This is a genomic window from Synergistota bacterium, from assembly GCA_025060595.1.
Classification (GTDB): domain Bacteria; phylum Synergistota; class GBS-1; order GBS-1; family GBS-1; genus 42-11.
In genome coordinates this window covers 61,525-79,898 of the sequence record JANXBX010000006.1, presented here as the reverse complement: position 1 = coordinate 79,898, position 18,374 = coordinate 61,525, and the positions used below count along the sequence as shown (strand labels likewise).

The 18,374-nt window shown below is 41.3% G+C and carries 16 protein-coding genes and 1 other annotated feature; of the genes, 7 read left to right on the top strand and 9 right to left on the bottom strand.

Going from position 1 to position 18,374, the window contains the following annotated elements:
• Positions 1-16 precede the first annotated feature (16 nt).
• From NZ900_05590 to sfsA, 9 genes are all read right to left on the bottom strand, one after another.
• Positions 17-2,092, bottom strand: coding sequence for a heavy metal translocating P-type ATPase (locus tag NZ900_05590; protein ID MCS7233558.1), 2,076 nt, complete (start codon positions 2,090-2,092; stop codon positions 17-19).
• A gap of 110 nt (positions 2,093-2,202) precedes the next feature.
• A complete protein-coding gene (locus NZ900_05585; GenBank protein ID MCS7233557.1) occupies positions 2,203-3,252 on the bottom strand; it encodes an aminopeptidase in 1,050 nt (349 codons plus the stop codon).
• 8 nt (positions 3,253-3,260) lie between these two features.
• A complete protein-coding gene (locus NZ900_05580; GenBank protein MCS7233556.1) occupies positions 3,261-4,844 on the bottom strand; it encodes an OPT/YSL family transporter in 1,584 nt (527 codons plus the stop codon).
• A gap of 16 nt (positions 4,845-4,860) precedes the next feature.
• Complete coding sequence (locus NZ900_05575) at positions 4,861-5,829, bottom strand: aminopeptidase (GenBank protein MCS7233555.1); 969 nt, start codon at positions 5,827-5,829, stop codon at positions 4,861-4,863.
• A gap of 7 nt (positions 5,830-5,836) precedes the next feature.
• Entirely contained in the window at positions 5,837-6,493 is a 657-nt protein-coding gene (locus NZ900_05570; GenBank protein MCS7233554.1) for an AroM family protein, read from the bottom strand.
• The gene (locus NZ900_05565) at positions 6,490-7,428 is read right to left on the bottom strand and encodes a DUF1177 domain-containing protein (protein MCS7233553.1); all 939 of its coding nucleotides are present in this window, start codon (positions 7,426-7,428) and stop codon (positions 6,490-6,492) included. The genes NZ900_05570 and NZ900_05565 overlap by 4 nt, the downstream gene beginning before the upstream one ends.
• Positions 7,429-7,430: 2 nt before the next feature.
• Positions 7,431-8,513, bottom strand: a complete 1,083-nt coding sequence (locus NZ900_05560; protein MCS7233552.1) for a DUF917 family protein — start codon at positions 8,511-8,513, stop codon at positions 7,431-7,433.
• Positions 8,514-8,520: 7 nt separating this feature from the next.
• The gene (locus NZ900_05555) at positions 8,521-9,186 is read right to left on the bottom strand and encodes an aspartate/glutamate racemase family protein (protein ID MCS7233551.1); all 666 of its coding nucleotides are present in this window, start codon (positions 9,184-9,186) and stop codon (positions 8,521-8,523) included.
• Between the two features lie 23 nt (positions 9,187-9,209).
• On the bottom strand, positions 9,210-10,367 hold the full coding sequence (gene sfsA, locus NZ900_05550) for a DNA/RNA nuclease SfsA (protein ID MCS7233550.1): 1,158 nt from the start codon (positions 10,365-10,367) through the stop codon (positions 9,210-9,212).
• Positions 10,368-10,467: 100 nt separating this feature from the next.
• Here sfsA and NZ900_05545 point away from each other — a divergent pair, with 100 nt between their 5' ends.
• The 7 genes from NZ900_05545 (at position 10,468) to carA (ending at position 18,374) form a co-directional block, all read left to right on the top strand.
• Positions 10,468-12,105 (top strand): methyl-accepting chemotaxis protein, encoded by a 1,638-nt coding sequence (locus NZ900_05545; protein MCS7233549.1) that lies wholly within the window; start codon positions 10,468-10,470, stop codon positions 12,103-12,105.
• Between the two features lie 77 nt (positions 12,106-12,182).
• Positions 12,183-13,709, top strand: a complete 1,527-nt coding sequence (locus tag NZ900_05540) for an AbgT family transporter (protein ID MCS7233548.1) — start codon at positions 12,183-12,185, stop codon at positions 13,707-13,709.
• An 11-nt stretch (positions 13,710-13,720) separates the two neighbouring features.
• The gene (gene cpsA / locus NZ900_05535) at positions 13,721-14,893 is read left to right on the top strand and encodes a carboxypeptidase CpsA (GenBank protein ID MCS7233547.1); all 1,173 of its coding nucleotides are present in this window, start codon (positions 13,721-13,723) and stop codon (positions 14,891-14,893) included.
• Between the two features lie 151 nt (positions 14,894-15,044).
• Entirely contained in the window at positions 15,045-15,530 is a 486-nt protein-coding gene (locus tag NZ900_05530; protein ID MCS7233546.1) for a permease, read from the top strand.
• Positions 15,527-16,021, top strand: coding sequence for a permease (locus NZ900_05525; GenBank protein MCS7233545.1), 495 nt, complete (start codon positions 15,527-15,529; stop codon positions 16,019-16,021). Before NZ900_05530 ends, NZ900_05525 begins: the two co-directional genes overlap by 4 nt.
• Positions 16,022-16,133: 112 nt before the next feature.
• On the top strand, positions 16,134-16,877 hold the full coding sequence (locus NZ900_05520) for a sulfite exporter TauE/SafE family protein (GenBank protein MCS7233544.1): 744 nt from the start codon (positions 16,134-16,136) through the stop codon (positions 16,875-16,877).
• Positions 16,878-16,957: 80 nt separating this feature from the next.
• Positions 16,958-17,218: a binding site (T-box leader), on the top strand.
• A gap of 34 nt (positions 17,219-17,252) precedes the next feature.
• Positions 17,253-18,374 carry a glutamine-hydrolyzing carbamoyl-phosphate synthase small subunit gene (gene carA / locus NZ900_05515; protein ID MCS7233543.1) on the top strand — a complete coding sequence of 374 codons (1,122 nt, stop codon included), beginning with the start codon at positions 17,253-17,255 and terminating at the stop codon, positions 18,372-18,374.

Here is an 18,374-nt window from a genome sequence, read left to right as displayed (position 1 = left end):
CGCCTATAAAGCTTTCTTAATCGAAATTCTCATTGGTTATTCTCAGTGAGTTTAAGATTGTCATAAGAGCTACTCCTACATCCGCAAAGACCGCTTCCCACATATTTACCATTCCTAGCGAGGCCGTGATTAAAACGAGAAACTTTATGGATAAGGCAAGGAAGATGTTTTGCCACACTATCTTTTTGGTTTTTCTTGCTATATGTATAGCTGTAAGTATACTTTTAATTTGATCGTTCATGATGACCACGTCTGCAGCTTCGATGGCTGCATCTTGTCCTAATGCTCCCATTGCGATGCCTATATCTGCTCTAGCGATGACTGCTGCATCATTTATGCCATCTCCTGCGAAAATTATATTTCCTCTGCTTTTCTTGGTTTTTAATTCTTCCAGTTTCTCCACCTTTTGGTGGGGTAAAAGGTCATGGTAAAATTCGTCTATCCCTAGGCTTTCTGCAACGTATTTCGCTGCATTCTTATGATCCCCTGTGAAAAGTACGGTTTTAATTCCGATTTCCTTTAGGCGGTCGATCGTTTCCTTTGCGTCTTTCTTTATCTCATCTTCAAAGGTGATGTATCCTGCAAGCTTATCGTTGATGGCTACGTAAACTCCCGTTTCTGTTTCGATTTCTTTATCAATATCTATTCCTCTATCCGATAACAGTTTAGCATTTCCTACTAGAACTCTTTTATCGTTTATTTTCGCTTCTACCCCAAAGCCGGGTATTTCTCTGTACTCCTTTATCTTAGTTTCGTCTATATTGCTGTATTCGTTTAAAATTGATTGGGCTATGGGATGATTAGAGTAGAACTCTGCATGGGCTGCATAATTAAGGATATCTTCTCTTTCGTATCCTTTAGCTGACCATATGTTTTTTATTTTAAATCTTCCCATGGTTAAGGTTCCGGTCTTATCGAAGATTATCGTATTAACGTCGTTTAAGGCTTCTAAGTAGTTACTTCCTTTCATCAGAATGCCATTCCTTGAAGCTGATCCGATTCCTGCAAAGAAGCCAAGGGGTATCGATATTAGCAGTGCACATGGGCATGAGACTACTAAGAAAACCAAAGCTCTATATATCCATAGGGAGAAGGGTCGTCCGAACGCCATAGGCGGGATTAAAGCTATAAGTAGAGCCAGGAGAATGACAATAGGTGTGTAAAACCTTGCAAACTTAGTGATAAAGTTTTCGGTTCTTGCCTTTCTGGCACTTGCATTTTCAACTAGCTCTAAGATCTTACTAATCGTCGATTCCTTGAACTCCTTGGTTACCTTTATCTTTAACAGGCCATCTAGATTTATAAATCCCGCTAAAACCTCGTTTCCAACTGTTACGCTTCTCGGCATAGATTCCCCTGTAATAGTAGATGTGTCAACGCTTGAGCTTCCCTCTATGACTATGCCATCAAGCGGGATTCTCTCCCCCGGTCTCACAATTATTGTGTCTCCTATCTTTATCGCTTCTGCTTTAGTTTTTTTCGTTTCGTTTCCAATTAGTAAGTTTGCAAACTCCGGACGCAGGTCCAATAATGCGGTTATAGATCTTCTTGAGTTTTCTACTGCTATGTTTTGCAAAAGCTCGCCTATCTTATAAAAGAGCATTACGGAAATTGCTTCAGGCACCTCACCTATCAAAAGCGCTCCAGAGGTGGCAATTGACATTAACAGGTTTTCGTCGAATACTTGGCCGCTTAGTATATTTTTAAATGCCTTTAAAAGCACGCTGTGTCCAATTGCAATATAGGAAAGGATAAATAGCGCCTGCTTTAAGCTGCCATTAGCGAGAAAAGCTATCACAAAGGGAGAGGTTCCTAAAGCTAGTTTTATAATCTCTTTAGTTATCTTATGTTTATCTTCAAGGTCCTTTTCTAAGACTTTTATGTTTGTATCGTACTTATTAACCACAAGCTTTACCTGATTTAAGATGTCTGGCCAGCTACTTTCCTCCTCTATCGTTAAGGTTAGTTTTTGAGAGCTTAAGGATACTATCGCATCTTTAACTCCCTTTATGCCCTTTACATCCTTTTCGATTTTTACTGCACAGTTAGGGCAATCAAGTCCAATGAGGGATAGCTTTTTATATGTTCTCACTTTTTACACTCCATTAATTTTAAAACTTATGACTATTAGGGCTCCAGTATAATACTGGAGCCCTATAACATACTTGGTATCTAATTTTAATCTGATTTGAAGGTAATTTTCTATTTCTTTATCCTTTTTGCAAGTTCAACAAGCTCAGGTGGGTTTACTACGACCCCTTTATCTGTTATTTGAACTCCATCGATCCATACTGATGAATTTAAGCATATTCCATCGGTATGGGAGGCTGCAGGTACCCCTCCTGGTATATCTGGAACTAATCTGGGACCTATGTTTCCTATTCCCCATTCGGTTGCTCCCCATACTCTTTCATCTTCAACTATATCACCGGTAAGTTTTGCTCCCGGATTAAACCCATAAGAAATGTGGGCTAACTGATACATGTTTGGATCGTTAAAGCTTTTGATCCAGCTTTCAAGCTCCCTTGCCTCTCTTCCCCCTTCTATTTTTACTATTCTGCCCTTCTCGATGGTTAGTTTAATAGGTTCTTTTAGCAACCCTATAGGTGGATATATGGAGCCATCGAAAACTATGTACCCTTTTATAGTCTCGAGCTTGGGTGTCCAGCTTATCTGTCCAGGTAGCATTCCATAGGTCCCTTTAGGTATGTATCCTGAGTGAACTATAGGTGGCCTTTGCGGGTGATTATCAAATTCCACATCTGTTCCAGCGGGTGTTGTTACTCTCACGTGTTTCCCTTTCATAGTTATCTCTGCAATCGTTTTTAGGAATTGTGCTAAAACCTTTATATCCACCCTTCCTATGACTCTTACCATCATATCTGGGTTCATTCCCACAAGGCATATATATCTTAGGTTTTTGTTTTCCGCAATCACCCTATCAAATACCGTTGAGTATAAGAGCCACTGGTAGTTAAACTCTATCCATACATCTGCATTGTTTAAGGCTCCTATTAAGGCTTTTTGAGGAAGCATCGGATCAGCGGCTTTTCCAACCCCCAAGGGTGTGGCAACCCATATGGTCATAGGTTTTGCTCCAGCTTCGAAAACTGCTCTTGCGGTGGCGTTAGCCACAGCTTCGCTGGATAGCGTATCTGCTGTTATCGCTACTATTTCATCAGGTTGAACATCAAGTATATCTCTAACGAGCTTTTTTGCTGCAAGCCCAAGCTCAAACTCGTAAAGGGTCATATATCTTTTCACTTCCTTCCAAGCCTTAGTGTTGATCTGAAGAAGCTAACAAGTGTGGCTCCCGCTATAAAGCCTGCTCCAAGAACATAAAGGACGTTTTGTCCTTCCTGCTTATATTTGCTTAAGACCAAAAGCCTGATTCCTAAGGCCGCAAGTACTGTGAAACCAGCTAAGGGGTTTAATATTAGAAGACCTGTAGCGAGTAGTATTCCTATCTGTCTATCCGGTCCGCCAATTGCCTGTATTATAGCTCCAGGTATAGCCCATATGATTAGATATTTAGCTATTTGAGGGTTAGCTCCAGCTTCTATGGTCTTAACGTATACTCTGTCAACAGGGGGTACAAGATCCTGAACTAAGTATGTTTTGGCTAAAATCATTACCATGATGACTGCTACTACAAGTCCTGTTAACTCAGCTATATATTGTTGTTTCCTTCCTTCCATTTCTAGGGCTGGGTCTTTTCCATATCCTCTTATTATCCAACCAGTTTTAAGGTCGTATCCCATGTCTGCAAAAGCCGGTCCAGTTGAAGCCGTGTATCCTACAAGTAAGCCTAAAGCTATGGGTGGAAATCCCATAAGCATTCCTATGGTTAGGAATATTAATGCCGTTGCGAAAGCTGGGAACCACCCCGCATGCATTGCTGAAAGCCCCACCATAAGCTCAGAAACAAGCGCTGCTATAGCCGCAAATATTATCCACCATATAAACATTCCTGCTGACATATTCGTATATAATCCGCTGGTAACAGCTATAAGCAGGCCTATAGCTATGTATAGTATGAAACCTTTGCTTAAGCCCAGAGCTATGTCTTTATCAGGTCTCGAGGGCTTGTACTCTTTATGCTCTTCTCTAGTATAAGCTTTTTTCTCGCGCAAGACCATGAACATCTGGACTAAGGCTGCTACACCGGCACCTATCATTATCCCATGAGGTATGTAGTACTTATTAATATCGATGCCAAATAGCTTAACTGAGTATCCTCTAATTATTAAGCCTATGCCGAACATCGCTAAAGCCCATATATTCCCTATCCAAGCTACTCCAGCTACGTCAGCAGGTATGCCAAAATAAGCTAGGGTTCCCCCACCAAGCATTCCATATATGAGATACATAGCTCTTTTACCCTTTTGGGCGGCTGCAAGAAGGGTCTCAGCTGTAGCGATTCCTGGTGGCCAAGCATGTTTTGCTGGGAAAGCTCTTGTATCGAAAAGCCAATAAAGTATGGTCATGTCTACTACTGCTCCTAAGAAGGCCCCTATTAACATAGGCATAACAAGGTCAGGTCTTTTAAGAAGCCAAGGTATCGCTGCTGGCAGGAATATGGCATTTGCTGCTCCGAAGGTTGCTCCTGATATCGTGGTTTGAACCAAGTTTTGCCTATTAATATCTAAGAACTTCTGTAAAGCCATAACCGGAACCCTTGCAAGGATAATAGCTATTAAGGCACCGATAATTGAGGTATTGGTTGATATACCTAAACGAGTTATAAGTTCAAGCCCTATTATGGCTCCGAATACGGCCATCGCTATGTTAAGTATAAGGACCGCAGGCTCAAGCGCTGATGGGTGTCTTCCTTTCGCTTCCATTTGATTCCCCTCCTTTCTAAATTAGGAGCTTACCCTCTCTTATGAGAGGTCTTCCGTCTACGATAACTGTTGGAACCTTTATTACACCATCAAGATGAATTGGTGCCTTGATCGTTCCCCCAAAGTCTATATTGTTTCCTATCGCTATATGAATGGTTCCCAAAACCTTTTCATCTTCAAGAGTGTTTCCGCTTATCATGGCTTTTGGATTAGTTCCTATACCAAACTCTCCTATATTTTTCGCCTCTTCGCTATACCTCGATAGAATATCTTTGAGCTTTTCCGCCTCTTCACCTCCTTCTATAGTTTTGACCATTCCTTCATTAATTATTAGACGAATAGGCTTCTTTAACAAGCCTATTCCTGCCATCGATCCATCTATAATTGCTACTCCTTGAGCCGTCCCCTCTACCGGAGCTATGAAAGCTTCCGCTCCAGGGAGGTTGCCACACTCTCCAACCTTTCTATATATCCCTGTGCTTCTTTTAGCCTTTCTACCCTTTATGGAAAAGCTTAAATGTGTTCCAAGGGAAGTTATTATTTCAATGTTTTCTCCTTCGTCAAGGATGTCTGCCACTTTATTAGTTATCTTAAGCATTTCCTCATAGTTCGCGTTTAATGTTCTTATAAATATGTCTTCCGTTATTCCAGGAAGGGTTGCTACTCTCGTTCCACGTTCGCAAGCCTCCTTTTTAGCAAGGGTATGCGTTATGGATTTAGAGGTAGGTGCTAAAACTACATCTGCTGATTTCATAGCTTCAGCTATGGGTAGGGGTGGCTCTTCTCCGTGCATCTTTCTCGGTAACATTTCTACGTATATTGCTTCCGTTTTAAGCTCTTTTGCCTTTATCCATAGGTGTAAGCCTATATTTCTTTTTTCCTCGTCAGCTATTATAAGCACTATTTCATCTTCTTTTACTCCCATGCATTCCCTTAAAGCTGTCTCACAGGCGCTATATAGATCCCTATTAATTTCTATTTTCAATATTTCATCACCTCTCTAAGAGCTCTCCTATAACTCTTGCCATAAGGGTTCTTGGTAGGAGAACCGGTCTTTCTGTTATTTTCCCTATAAGGCTTTTTACCTTTAGGTTGTAGCCTATGCAGTCTAAAACCACCATGTCACAGTTCTTTAGTTTCTCTCCAGCGCTTAAAAAATCCTCTTCCCTTCCGGTATAAGGAGATACGCTACTTATCAATATTTCTTTTGCCTTGCCATCCCACTTTCTTAAGGTCATCTCCTCTTGTTCAGGTTCGGGAATCAGCACTCCGAGTCTTTCAACATTTAAAGCTTCAACTACCTTAGTTAATATAAGAGATGGCTCAATTAGAATTTTATTTGAGCGTAACTCTTTAAACTCTCCTGTGCACAATAGCCCTATTATATCTACCTCATTTTCGAGCCTTTTCACGCACTCTTTTAATCTTTGGGCTATTATGTTTCCGTTTAGCTTAACTTGTGTGCCATCCCTAAGTCTACTTACCAAAACTGGCTCTCCCTCTTTAGGATGAAGCTTTTTAATCTCCTCTAAGGAGAGACCATCTAATGCGCCAAGTTCGAATATCTCTACATCTTTGATATATGGTCGCATCTCTGGGACTACATCTGACCTTGGTGATTGACCTATGGTTATAAGGCCGAGCCTCATTTGCATTGCCTCCCCAGCCCTTGCAGATGGTTCATGGGACCGTAAAGTTCTATTAACCTTTTGAACTCCTCTTCGTTATAGAACTTCACCTTTCCTCTTCCAAATCCCTTTGCTACCTCTATACAAAATCTCCCAGCGAGCTCTATATCTATTGCTTGACTTGCTCCGGTAGCACAACCTGGAACCGGGATCTCAGCGGTGATGGCAACTCCTACAACTGGTGCATTTGTTGCTGTTGCAGGCTGCATGATGCTATTTAGGTGGTAGATGCCGTTGCCGTAAGGAGTTATATCTTGCATAGTTATAGGAACAACCGCTGGCATTCTCCCTGTTACATAGCCCATTATGTCAAGAAGGTCATCGCTTACTCTTAAAATCCATCCCTCTTTTACTGTTGGAGTTATGGCGAAGCCTCTAACGTTTATTATCCTGTTTCCCCTAGTGGTATCTATAGATAATATAGCATCCATTTGGGGATCTACCTCAAACTTGTTCATTGTAGCCATATCAACAGGTGAACCCATGAAGGGAACAGGCTCATGAGGCTGGGTTGGAGCATTTGGACATATGTGAGTTGCGATTATGACATCTCCCTCAAGGACGTCACCGTTTTTAATCATGTCTCCGAGTTTTAGCGCTACAGCTATGGCAGTTATAGCTCCGTCAGCGTCAGATACGAGTCCAATTCTTTCTGGTCTTGCTCCTATGCCTCCAAGCCTTCCTATTATTCCTAAAGTATGTGCGCTTCCACCAGAGGATTTTCCTCTTTTACCAGGTATCAGGATCTTTATAAAATCTGTAGAGCCCTTTTCTCCGCTGATCCTTTTAACTTCCACGTTATTAAGACCCCTCTGGTTTAAGGCCTCTTTTACCCTCTCCCCGTTAATATAAGCGCTGTCAAGAAGCTCAAATGCCTCAATGACCTGTTTTAGCATTTTTAATCGCCTCCTACTATCTTTTTACCTATAACTTTTTCTATCCCTTTTAAAATCTCTGGGTCCTTTACGCCTGAGCCTAGAAGGATTTTCTCTTTTGGTATCACTAGTAAAAGCGCTTCCATGCCTTCCTTCGCCTGAGAGGAAGTTAGAGGGATAGAGCTCCCAATTTCTATCATGGATATAAGGTCTGGGAAGGTTCCGAGCCTTTCACCGCTTAAGCTCTCCAAGGTCATAAATTCATTCCAGAAGGTTATTTCATAGCTGTCTTTTTCCCCTTTAACCATTATTTTCCCAACATCGAAGCCTCCCTCGGTCTTTAAAGATACTTCTTCTATTCTTACCTTGTCTATTATTTTTCCTTCGCCGAAGTAAGCTATGATCTTCTCTGATAGCGTGTATGGATCATCTTTGTATTTTTTCATAAGCCCTCCGATCTCTATTGCTTGTGTTATTCCTCCGATAGCTCCGTTTTCCTTAACGTACTCCCTTTTTACAGGGTTTCTTGTTACCGCTACTAAGCCTCCAGCTTGAACCGCAGCCTCTCTTACCATCCTTGAGGCTCTTTCAAGGCTTCCCTTAACGAGGATTTCTGTATATCTTCCCTCATCCTTATTTCCTCCTACGGCAGTTTGGATTGATATATAATCTCTAAGTTTGTGTAATCCCATAGCCCCCATTACTCCTGTTGGATGAGCTCTTCCATCTGCAGGCGCATCTACTATTGGTATACCGGTAAGTGCTGAAACTATCCATCCATTTATAGTTGAGTATCCACCGTTTTCAGAGGATATTATTCCATTAATTTCAAGTTTAATTGTTTCCCTTAGCAACTCGAAGGATTTGACCATGTGTGATGGAAGTACGTATCTTTCCTTTGCAGCTGGGGCACCTACTAAGGATGCAGTTACTATATAGCTATCTTGAGGTAAACTATCTATATCTGCTATTACTATTTCACCTAAGCCTAGTGCTAAGATGGCGTGAGAAAGCCCTAACTTTAAATCTCCGCCTCCACCGCCGCCTAGAAAGGCCCCTCCTAAAACTGCAGCCTCAGCGATTTTTTCATTCACCTTCAGTATCATGCTCTTCTCACCTACCTTTAAATATCTTTAAAGCATAAAGTGTAACTGCTCCTGAGGCTAAGACTGCATCTACTATGGGGATTTTAATCTCTTTCTCCAGTAAGGGGGCGAGCTCGATCGTTGAATATCCAGTGCAGGCGAAAGCTATAACCTGAGATCCTCTTTCCTTTAACCTTATGGCGGCTTCCAATGCCTTTTCCTTGCCCCAATCGGTTAGGAGATCTAAGGTGTTTTTAACTCCTTCGGGGCTATCTTCGGCAACCAAGTTTTCCTTTAAAATGCTTTTGAAAACCTTCGGTGTTTTTTCCGTTAAGTTTAGCACCCCCACCTTTTTACCAAGGGCCAATGCCATTGCAGCAGAGGAAGACCCTGCGCCTATTACTGGTATCTTCGATGTTTCCCTTGCCTCTTCAACTGCCGGATCCGCAGCACAGCTTATGATTATAGCTTCAACGCTTTCCTTTTCCTCGAATTCTCTGATTAACCGTAAAATCTTTGGCTTTGCTATTCTTTCTGTTTCTTCATCGTAAATTCCATTTGGTTGATCCTCTATGCATTTGCTTATAACTTTAAGTTCAGGGAAGGCCTTTTCTATCATTCTGCCATGAGCGTTTAAAAGCTCCTCGTTTTCTATAGTTAGAACCCTTATTAATCCCACTCTGTGTCTATTCATAAAGGCACCCCCTTGATGCTATTTTACCATTGCGAAGTCCTTTCAACAATGTCTTTTATAATGTCGAATCTAAATTTTAATATAGTTTTAATAAATTTATCCATTTTTCTTGGATCTTTTTGGAAATAAAGTAAGTGGCTTTTGCAGTTGCAGTCGCTTGATCCGAAGTTTAGGATGTAGCTATCTGCTATTGTCATAAGCTCATTAGCTATTTCGCACTCTATCTTGTTAGGGCTTTTTATGGTTATAGCTTTTAGAGTTTTCATGTGTCTTTTTATATAATCTATATGCCAGAAGTTTTTTCCTTCTTTTTTAATATGTCTCTTTATCCTTGAGGAGAGTCCCTTTAACGCTGAACCGGTATATATGTAAAAGCCTCTGGGGAAAAGGGCAGATTTTTCCCTTAATCCTCTTGAGAAGCTTATCTGTTTATCTTTCTCGTTAAACATGAGTATCAGATATACACCTTTGTCCTCTAAGAAGGGCTTAGTTGCTTCCCAGGGGATTTCCACCTTAGATATGGAATCTTCGATAAGGTTTAACTCTTCATCCCATTTTAAGCTTATAGCTTCTATAAGAATTTTATCCTTTGCCTTGAATATCTCCCTTGCGAACTCTAAATCTGTATGAAAGTTAGGCAGGAAATATTTAACCGGCTTTTGGATTAAAAAGAGGATACCACCTTTAAGGTCTGATTGCAGGTCTGAAAGCAGCTTTAAATGTTTGACTCCTCTTTTAGTAGGAGCGTCTGGAAAGGATGCCACATCTTGTGTAAATAGGGTACATCCCTTAATTTCTAATATAAGCTTTTCTCCCTCTTTCTCTAGTAGAAAATCGAATCTTGCGTTTTTATATCTCACCTCTCTTTGGGATATACTATATCCTTTTAATGAGGGGATATTATTTATAATTGCCGGGAATATCTCATTAATCTTTAAGGAGTCTATCATTATTGCGTTTCCATCTTCATCTATGGTTCCTGCTACCCTAAGAGGCAGTCCTCCACCGGGATTTTGAGTAACTAATATAACTCTACCGGGGATTAATAACTCCTCTAGGCTACCTGAATTAGGAAGATAGGCTTTCATAATATCTCCCTTATCGTTTGAGACTAAAAGTGTAAATCGATTCAACCTGTCTATTAAGCTTACCCTTTCTAGTTTTTGGAATAGCTTTATCATAGGAATATGATAGCAAAACCTTGACCGTTTTTTTAGACATGCTATCATTTATTTTAGGTTTTCATGTTTTTAAAATTTAATGGGAGGAGGGATTTTTGCCTTGAAAATCAGAGTATTCGCTCTATTTATTTTAACAGGTCTTTTTTTAGAGTTTATAGTTATTATTTATTTTTTAAGGGGGATTCCCTGGGCTCGACTGTCGCTACCATTGGGCTTGGCCATCCTGGGTGTAGGTAGCGGTATCTTTGGTCTATTTTGGGCCTTAAAGGATTTAAGGTTTTTGTCTAGGATTGAGGCTCTGATTAAGCTCCTAGGGAGCGGCGATATCGTAGGTGTTGATCACGCTCTTCTCAGAAGGAAGGAGGGGTTCCCTCAAAATGTCAGAAATGCTATCTTACCTCTTCTTGATGTCTTCTTCAAATTAATAGGCAATGTTCAGAGAAGCTCGGAGGAGCTTAGCCACTTTATATCTCTTCTTGATAAAGATGTTGAAATTAACAGGAAAGGGTTGAAGGAGGCATCTAATGCCATGAATGAGGTATCTACTGCCGCTGATGAAGAGGCTGGGGTAGCTCAGAAGGTAGCTAATAGCATAGAGGCTTTAGCTTCTTTGGCACAGGATATATCGAGCACTACATCGGGTGTAAGGAAGTTATCTGGTGAAGCAGAGGTTTTATCTCAAGAGGTTAAGGAAAAGATGGGATCGCTGTTGAGAGATATAAGACAGGTTACAATTTCCAATGAGGAGACCGCTAAAAGGGTGTTGGAGCTCGCTGAGCAAATGGAGCAGATTAATCGTTTTGTCGATACCTTGGCTGAGATAGCTGAGCAAACCAATCTTTTAGCCTTGAACGCTGCTATAGAGGCTGCTCGAGCTGGGGAAAGCGGAAGGGGCTTTGCTGTTGTGGCTGAAGAGGTAAGAAAGCTCGCTACAAGATCGAGAGCTTCGGCTTTGGATATAGCTACGCTAGCTAAGGAGATGAGGGGAAATGCTACATCTGTAGCTGCCGAGGTAACTAAGGGAGCTGAGCTTGTTAAAGGTAACTTGAAAAAGGGTGAAGAGGTTGTATCTTCCTTAGATAGATTTTCCCAAACCTTCTCTGAGGTTTCTAGGGCCTTAGATCTTATAGATGATAAGGTTAAGGGGCAGGTTGAGAGATTAAACGAGATAGCCCATGAGTCTGAAAGGTTGGCCTCCCTTTCTCAAGAGATGGCAGCAAGTATCCAGGAAGTTACCGCTTCCATAAATGAACAGAGCACCGCCATAGAGCATATAGAGGGCTATGTTAAGAGACTTGTTGATGTAGCTGGTCGATTGAGGAATATAGCTGGTCAATATACTAAGGAAACGTGGAGCAAAGAAACCAAGGAGCGCATGGCCAAAGAAAGCTTAAGTGTACTCTTGAAGTTAGCTGAAACTCCAGAGTTTAAAAATCTTGAACTTAATCGTTTAATTCCTCTTTTTGATAAGGCCTTTCAGGGCCATCCTTACATAAGAACGCCCCTTCTTGTTGGTTTAAACGGTAAGATAATCCACGCTGATTCTAAGCTTGATAGGAATATCGATTGGTCTTTTAGGCCCTGGTTCCAAGGCGCTTTGAAGGGTGAGCCCTTTGTTGGGGAGCCCTACGTGAGTTTGGGAACAAATAGACCTGCTTTTGCGGTATCTTGTCCCGTTAGAAATGACAAAGGAGAGATAGTGGCTGTCTTGGCTGCGAATGTAGATGATAGAGGATAAATTATGATTAATTTAAGCATGTTATAATTATAGTAGTGTAAGTTGTTAAAATCTTATTTAGCGAGGGGGGTAGGGATATGTCCGAAGCTAGGGGAAGTGCTCTAACACGTTTTGTCAACTGGATAGAAAGGGTAGGTAACAAGCTTCCGCATATGTTCTGGATTTTCCTTTTTCTTTGGATTTTAGTAATATTACTCTCTGGTGTGTTTGAAGGAGCCTCCGCTATAGATCCTTCAAAGGGTAAGGAGATAAAAGTGATAAGCCTTTTAAATAGGAGCGGTCTCGCTTGGATCCTTAATAACGTGGTTTCCAATTTTGCGAAGTTCCCACCATTAGGTTTGGTGTTAGTTATGGTTATGGCTGCTGGATTTGCTGAAAAGGTGGGTTTCATCCCGGCTCTCATGAGGACCATGACGAGAGTCTCGGACAAGTATCTTATACCAGCTATTTTTATTTTCGGCATTTGCGGTAATTTAGCTTCCGATGCGGCTTTAGTCATCATTCCTCCTTTATCAGCGGCTTTATTTTATTCAAGAAGACAGGATCCGATCTTTGGGCTTATTTTAGGCTATGTTGCAGCAGCTTCAGGTTTCACCGCTAACTTATTTATAGCTGGTACTGATATCTTGCTTGCGGGGATTACTGATACCGCTGTTAAGGCGGTAAATCCCAAGTATAGCGTATATCCTACCGCTAATTATTACTTTATGGTAGTTTCGACCTTCGTGCTTACCATAGTTGGTACTATATTCACCATAAAGTATGCTATGCCGAGATTCGCTAAATGGGAGGAAGAGTATGATCGTGCGCAAGTCCCACCTGAGTATTTAAGTCATCTTAGTGACAAGGAGATTAGTGCGCTTAGGAAAGCCTTATGGTCTTCTGGCATATATCTTTTAATAGTTCTTTTGCTAACGTTTATTCCCGGTGGTCCTTTAAGAGACCCTGCCAAGAATACGATAGTACCATCTACTCTCCTTGAAGGCATGGTTCCGATACTCTTTATCTTTTTTGTGATAGGAGGATATGTCTATGGTAAGAGCATGGAAAAGATCAAGAGGCCAACTGACATGGTTAACTACATGGTGGAAAGCATGAAAACTATGGCATCGTATATCGTTATAATACTTCCCATAGCTAACTTCATTTATACCTTTACTCAGACAAACATGGCCTCTGTGCTTGCTATAAAGCTTGCGGACTTCCTTAAGGGTGCAGGGTTCACAGGAATAGGTTTATTTGTTGCCATCACATTGATTTCAACCTTCATAAATCTTTTCATAACAAGCGGTTCTACCAAATGGGCGTTTATGGCTCCTGTTATAGTACCCATGATGTACTATCTTGGTTATACTCCTGAGTGGACATTAGTTTTATACAGAATAGGTGATTCAAGCACTAACTCATTTACTCCGCTTATGACTTACTTCCCGATAGTTATAGGTTATGCCTCAATTTACAAAAAAGACGTAGGTATAGGTACTATAATTTCAAGGACCTTCTTATATTCTATGCTGTTCTTAGTGACTTGGATAATTATGGCGATAATATGGTATTTCTTAGGCCTTCCGGTGGGACCAGGAGCTGGCATAAGACTTAAGTAGGGGGGATTAGGGTGAATGTGGAAGATAGGATCAAGGAGATCGCTAAGGAGTTAGAGCCCTATATAGTTAAAGTTAGGAGAGATCTTCATCAGCATCCAGAGCTTAGGTTTGAGGAATTCAGAACCTCTCAGTTTGTGGAAGAAGAGCTAGGGAGTCTGGGATTTAAAGTATTTAAAGCGGCTCAGACGGGCGTTGTGGGGGTTATTGTGGGTAGCGAGAAGGGAAAGACCGTTGCCCTCAGGGCAGACATGGATGCTTTACCTGTAGAGGAAGAAAATGATGTTCCTTACAAGTCTAAAGTTCCTGGCAAGATGCATGCTTGTGGGCACGATGCGCACACTGCTATGCTGCTTGCCTCAGCTAAGATATTGGCTGAGGTTAAAGATAATATTCGTGGTAAAGTAAAGCTCATCTTTCAACCAGCTGAGGAAGGTGGAGCTGGAGCGAAAAAGGTCGTTGATGAGGGGCATTTAAATGATGTAGATGCTATCTTCGGAATTCATGTATGGGCACATCTTCCCTCTGGAGTGATAGCTACAAGAAGGGGTCCGTTTATGGCTTCCTCTGATGGATATGTAATAAAGATTAAGGGGAAGGGAGGGCATGCTGCCTCTCCTCATCTTGCAATAGATCCAACTAATCCTGCATCTGATATTTACAATGCTCTTCAAAAGGTCGTTACAAGATATGTTAATCCCCTTCACCCTGTGGTGATAAGCACTCCAGTTATTAAGGGAAGTAACGGATATAACGTTATACCTGATGAGGTAGAGATAACTGGAACGCTTAGGACTTTTGATATGGAGCTCAGGGATAAAGTCATAGGGAAGATAGGGGATATAGTTAAGTATTACTCAAAGGCCTGGGATTGCGAGGGCAGTTTTGAACTCTTTAGGGTTTCCTATCCGCCTACGGTGAATACGCCTGAGTTTGCGGATTTCGTTATGAATGTAGCAAAGGCTATAGGTCCGGTTACCGAGGCTGAGATGACTATGGGGGCAGAAGATTTTGCCTTCTATCTCCAGAAGGTTCCAGGCGCTTTTATATTCTTGGGTATAAGAAATGAGGAAAGAGGGATAATCTATCCGCATCATCATCCGAAGTTTAATGTTGATGAAAGCGTACTATGGGAGGGAGCTGCCCTATACGCCCTTCTGGCTTATAGATATTTTGAAAAATTTTAAGGCTTAAGAGAAAATAAAATCTAGATAGCGAAATAATAAGGTCATAAGATTAGATATAGGGGGAGCCCTTTAGGAGGGTTTCCCCTATAGTTTTATGAGAAAATAGATATAAAAGTTTGACCTTTAGCGCTCTTAAAGGAGGTTATCGAAAGTGAACCTTAAGGCTCAAATTGTGATTTTATTTTTAACTCTGTTCTTTTACGTTTGGGCCCTTATAAGAGATAGAGGCAAAGTCAAAAAAGCATCCTCAAGAGGTCTTAAAAACTTATTAAGAAACTCAATTAGGATCCTTTCTATCTTCATCATTATAGGTATACTGCAAAGCTTTCTCGCTGAGGGAACGGTCGGGAAGTTTTTAATGAGCTTTTCTGGAATCAAGGGTATATTGATTGGTACCTTTGTAGGTGCCATAATGATGGGTCCTGTTATTTCCGGATACCCCATATGTAGATACCTTCTAGATCATGGGGCTAGCTTTGGTCTTATTTCCTCTTTTCTCTTCTCTTGGGTTATGGTAGGTGTAATTTCTATTCCCATTGAGTTAAAGAACTTTGGTGGGAGGTTTACTTTGCTTAGGAACTCTTTCGCTCTCATTTCTGCTATTATCTTAGCTTTGATAATGGAGGTTTTGCTATGAAGAAGCTCTTCGAGGACTATCCTGTTGAGCTTTCTATTGCCCTTCTGACTTTAAGCTTGGTTTTATTAAAACCTGACAGGATGATATCAGGTTTAATTTACGCGGTTAAAACGTATATAGAGCTTTTTCCTATGGTCCTTTCAGTGGCTTTTCTTGCAGGGTTGATATCTGAGCTTTTGACTTCGGATCTTGTTAAAAAGATAGTGGGTAAAGAAAGCGGTTTTAAGGGGATGCTTATAGGCGCTACCTTCGGAGCGCTTATGGTGGGACCCGCTTACGTGTTTTATCCCCTATTTAGGGATCTTATAGATAAGGGTGCTAGTTTAAGGGTGATCGCTGCTACTATAGGCGCTTGGGCTATAAGGCTTCAGGCTGTGCCTCTCGCTGTGGCGATCCTTGGTTTTAAGTTTATATTGTTTTTCAACTTACTGATATTTGTATATGCTTTAGTGTCTGGTTTCGTTATAGGTTTTTTCTGTGAGAAAGGTTAGCTTATAACTTATATAGGGTTATCGTGAATGATCTTAAGCTTTTGTGCCGCTTTTTGAGGAGCTACTGAGATAGTTTAAAAAGAAATTGAAGATTCAGATGGAGGTGTTTAACTTGCTTATTACTGATAGCATGGTATTTCTAATGGCTTCTGGATTATTTCTTTTAGCCTTGATATCTGGTATGTTAGGTCTTGGTGTAGCTTTCGTTGCTGTTCCCTTTTTAAGCTTCTTTTTCTCTGATCTCGTGCATCAAGTCCAGCCTCTATCCTTACTTCTTAATGGTGTGACTGCCTTCTTCGCTGTTTTTGGTTTTGCACAGAGTCGTTTGGTGAGTTGGCGCAAAGCCGTTCTTTTAGCTCTCGTTACTACGACCTTTGCTCCTTTGGGATCTTGGCTAGTACATCAGGTTGAGGTTCGTTTAGTTTGGTGGATTTACTTGGGGGCGGTGATTTACTTAGCTTATAATCTCTTTAAGCCAGTTAGAAAGGGATATGTGAGAGAAAGGTTTTCAATAGCGATGATTTTAGCCATGCCTATATCTGTTCTTTCGGGTTTCTTAGGTGTTGGGCCGGGCTTCCTTCTTATGCCCGTGTTGATTCTTACAGGTCATGATCCAAAACAAGCTGCAGCTATTAATGCTTTTGCTGTTATGCCTCCCTCATTTTCTGCTCTTTTACCTCATATTCACACCGCTCAGTTGAATTTAAATACTACTCTTATTCTTGTAACTGTGGGAGCTTTAGGAAGCTACTTAGGGTCTCGTATCACAAGCCTCTATGTGCCTCAGAGGCATCTGAAGCATATTTTTGGAGTGGTTCTTGTATTAGTTACTCTATATAGGTTTCTTCGAGTTTAGGAAAAATTTTATTTAACTATTGATTTTTTGAATGTTCCTGGTTATAATATACCAGAATAGATTAGCAGGGCTTAATAGAGTTAAAGGCTGTGAAGGGGTGAAGTAAGCTTTACCTTGCCGACAGAGAGGGAGCATCGGTGGGCTGAGAGTGCTCCTCGGTTTTAAGGTTAAGCTGAAACGGGCCCCTGAGCTGAGACTCGAAGAAAGGCTTGTGCCAAGTAGAGTCTCCGGATGGCTCCGTTAGCGGCCGTTAGAGTGGACAGGGAAGCTTAAAGTAAGATATGTATTCCCTGTCAAGAAGGGTGGCACCGCGAGGCTTGATAAAAAGCCCCGCCCCTTGTGGGGGGCGGGGCTTTTTTACGAGGAGGTGTAAAGATGAAGGCTCTCCTGGTTTTGGAAGACGGGACCGCCTTTGAAGGCTATTCATTTACCGGACCTGGCGAAGCTATTGGAGAAGTGGTATTTAATACCAGTATGACCGGTTATCAGGAAATAATAACCGATCCTTCTTACAAAGGGCAAATAGTCACCATGACTTACCCGTTGATAGGTAACTATGGAATTAATGAGGAGGATGTGGAGTCATCGCAAATTCAGGTTGAGGGGTTATTGGTTAAGGAGTATTGTCCGTTTCCGAGTAACTGGCGGTCCAAAAAGAGCTTAGCTGAATATTTAAAGGGAGCTGGAGTTTTAGGGGTTGAGGGCATAGATACGAGGGCCTTGACAAGAAGGTTACGTCTTTATGGTGCTATGAAGGGAATAGTTTCGACCGAGGATTTGAATCCTTCATCACTATTTGAACGACTCAAAGCTTTCCCAAGCATGGTCGGAAGAGATTTAGCTACGCCGATATCTACTAAGAAGCCTTATTTTTGGAGCGGTGGAGAAAGGATTTATGTAGAGAGCCTAAGTTGTTTGTCTTGGAGGGAGAGTGATAAACCATATAAAGTTGTGGTTTATGATGGGGGAGTCAAGCTTAATATTCTTAGGGAGCTTGAGAAAAGGGGTTGTGAGCTTTTGGTTGTTCCTATAAAGACCTCCGCTGAGGAGGTCTTTTTTTTAGGGCCTACAGGAGTTTTTCTTTCAAATGGACCGGGAGATCCTGCAGCTATAAAGGGGATCGTTTCTGAGGTTAGGGAGCTCATAGGAAAGATACCTATCTTTGGTATATGCCTTGGTCATCAGATAATAGGGCTTGCTATGGGTGGAAAAACCTTCAAGCTCAAATTCGGTCATAGGGGAGCTAATCATCCAGTAAAGAATTTAATAAGCGGTAGAGTTGAGATAACTTCTCAAAATCATGGCTTCTGCGTAGATGTGGATTCTTTAGTTGGGACCGGTATGGAGGTAACTCATGTGAATCTTAACGATGGTACTCTTGAGGGTATGAAGCATAGTAAGTTTCCGCTATTTTCTGTTCAATATCATCCCGAATCAAGCCCAGGCCCTCATGATTCAAAGTATCTCTTTGATGAGTTTATAGAGATTATGAGTTGA

Bases quoted from the DNA above. Each gene is read 5' to 3' on its own strand.
- NZ900_05585 (MCS7233557.1), bottom strand. From the start codon at position 3,252: ATGACCCTTTACGAGTTTGAGCTTGGGCTTGCAGCAAAAAAGCTCGTT.
- NZ900_05580 (MCS7233556.1), bottom strand. From the start codon at position 4,844: ATGGAAGCGAAAGGAAGACACCCATCAGCGCTTGAGCCTGCGGTCCTT.
- NZ900_05570 (MCS7233554.1), bottom strand. From the start codon at position 6,493: ATGAGGCTCGGCCTTATAACCATAGGTCAATCACCAAGGTCAGATGTA.
- NZ900_05565 (MCS7233553.1), bottom strand. From the start codon at position 7,428: ATGCTAAAACAGGTCATTGAGGCATTTGAGCTTCTTGACAGCGCTTAT.
- NZ900_05560 (MCS7233552.1), bottom strand. From the start codon at position 8,513: ATGATACTGAAGGTGAATGAAAAAATCGCTGAGGCTGCAGTTTTAGGA.
- NZ900_05555 (MCS7233551.1), bottom strand. From the start codon at position 9,186: ATGAATAGACACAGAGTGGGATTAATAAGGGTTCTAACTATAGAAAAC.
- sfsA (MCS7233550.1), bottom strand. From the start codon at position 10,367: ATGATAAAGCTATTCCAAAAACTAGAAAGGGTAAGCTTAATAGACAGG.
- NZ900_05540 (MCS7233548.1), top strand. From the start codon at position 12,183: ATGTCCGAAGCTAGGGGAAGTGCTCTAACACGTTTTGTCAACTGGATA.
- NZ900_05525 (MCS7233545.1), top strand. From the start codon at position 15,527: ATGAAGAAGCTCTTCGAGGACTATCCTGTTGAGCTTTCTATTGCCCTT.
- carA (MCS7233543.1), top strand. From the start codon at position 17,253: ATGAAGGCTCTCCTGGTTTTGGAAGACGGGACCGCCTTTGAAGGCTAT.